Annotated in this window: 2 protein-coding genes; both read right to left on the reverse strand. The window is 40.5% G+C overall.

What is annotated here, in order from left to right:
• Window positions 1-9: 9 nt before the first annotated feature.
• On the reverse strand, window positions 10-1335 hold the full coding sequence (locus L655_RS0114105; protein WP_024604027.1) for an IS4 family transposase: 1326 nt from the start codon (window positions 1333-1335) through the stop codon (window positions 10-12).
• Between the two features lie 348 nt (window positions 1336-1683).
• Window positions 1684-2270 (reverse strand): IS5 family transposase (locus tag L655_RS0114110; protein WP_024603875.1); only part of this gene is annotated, 587 nt, incomplete at its 5' end.

Genomic DNA, 2270 nt, shown 5'->3' on the forward strand with positions numbered 1-2270 from the left:
TAATGTCAGTCAGTTAACACTGACTGGCTTTTTTTTATAGGGATATTTAGATGGTTTCTTTTTCACACATCGTGGAAAGCTGCGCTCATGATGCCTTGTTGGTAACTGAAATAGCGTCAGCGTTTCTAATAAATGCTCATAGCGTTTTGGTAAATTTCCCGGACTTGTCAGTGGGATAGTTAACAGAAATACATTGATATGTCTTGAACAATGAGAAAAACTCAGTTGATTTGGCCATACTTCCAGTAACTCTGCTGCCTCACGCATGGCTATTCTTATAATATTGTAGGCAATTAGTAACCCCCACAATTCTTGCCTTATCATATCCGGCCTTTTTGAGCGTAGGATATAGTTTGAGTGCAACATTGTTTGTTTTATTTCTCGATATCCTATTTCTATTTCCCAGCGATGCATGTACAAATCAGCGATTTCTTTTGATGGGTAACGCATTACATCAAGCATTGATGTAAGAATCTGATACTGCTTATTATTATGCGTGTAAGTAAGCAGCCGAGCTTCTATAAACTCTGGCAAGTCAGTAAACTTTTTTCGCGCTTGTGGCGATGTTTTAAGACGCACTAACTGGTCATTTTTACTCATTTTCTTTATGGTATCAACGGTTAAGCCTTTTCTGACAGGTATCATCCAGTGCCTTTCAGTCCCTGCTTGGTGCCAACGATGCAAAAGCCCTAATGAATAATAACCGCGATCAAATAAGGTTAATGAGTTATCCGGTGTACCTTCAATGAGCTCTTCAGCGAGTGTCATTTCTCCTTGATGTTGCCCGTTAAAAGTACAATTAATGAGTTGATGGCTCGTTAGCTCCATGTGGCATACCATCCGAATTTGCGGATAGGTATTTTCACCATACTGGGTTGAGCCACACCCAAATACGTCTTTATTCTCTGGCGTATCATGTGTACGAAAAACAACGCCATCAACTGCTAATAGATTTAAGCCACAAAATGTATCGAAGTGGGCATGATTATAATGCCGTGACGCCATCATCTTGAAGACCTGCTCGACAGCATCTTCACCTAAGCGTTGTCTCGCTTGAACCATGGCACTAGGGGCAACTAGTTTCCCTTTACCTGGTAAGGCGATGTCCATTTTAGAGGCTATATCCCAAACAGATTCATGACGAAATAAACTCATACCAATCACAGACCAAACGACAGCATCGAGTGGTAGGCGACGTTTACGAACGGTGGCGACACCCGATTTTTCAAAAGCTTGGTTAAGTAATTCGGGATCTAAGATGCCAGATAAGTTATCAAGCGTTGTAAATTCATCAGCAGATGAGAAGGTGGTTGAAAGAGCTGTTTGAATATCCATAAAAAAACCGTAATTAGCGAAACTAATTACGGATTATTCACGATCATTTAGATCGGTCAACCGATCAATTAACCTTAACTGATCGGCATTAGACATTAAGTCGGTTTTTTGGCCTTTATTCATCTTAAAGCAATGCTAGATAATTTGTGGTTTGTATTTCGTACTAATTTATAGCTAATAAACTAAAGGGGAAATCATTATGCCCGCATTAAAAAGTAATGTGCTCGCTCAGAGTCCAAGTAATCTGCTGATGGAAGAGGGGTATTGAGAAGCTAGCCAGCGGTATATTTATAATCCACACTCATTTGGCCTAGATACTAGGGGCTGTTGATCTTTGTAGTACATATATCAATCAGCCCACATTGGTAGCCACATCATAGTAAATGCTAAAGCGAGCATTGAATGATAATTTCGTTCAAGCTTTTCATACCGCGTGGCTATCCCTCTATATTGCTTAATACGGCCAAATGCATTCTCAACCAAGTGCCGATATTTGTACATGCACCAGTCAATATCTTCATTGCCTACTAAACTGTTGCCCTTACGTGGAATAACGGGTGTAGCGTTATTATCACGAACAAACGCTCTCAGTTTTTCACTGTCGTAGCCTTTATCTGCGACAACCATATTACTTGTTGGGCAATTAGCTACGAGTGACTCTGCATGGACGATATCATGCGTATTTCCACAGGATAATTCATAATAAACAGGCAACCCTCCGCTATCGACTGCAAGATGAATTTTCGTAGAATTTCCACCTCGGCTCTTTCCAATTGATTCATTGTCAGCAGTTCTTGCACCGCAACTATGTTGATGAGCCCTGACAATACTGCCATCAATGAAGACCCAATCCATGTCCGCATCACGAGATAATGCGCGAAACAGTTCATTCAAAATCCCTTTTTTGGACCATAAATTAAACCGTCTGTAGATAG

It is taken from the genome of Pseudoalteromonas sp. TAE79 (genome assembly GCF_000498015.1).
Classification (GTDB): Bacteria; Pseudomonadota; Gammaproteobacteria; order Enterobacterales; family Alteromonadaceae; genus Pseudoalteromonas.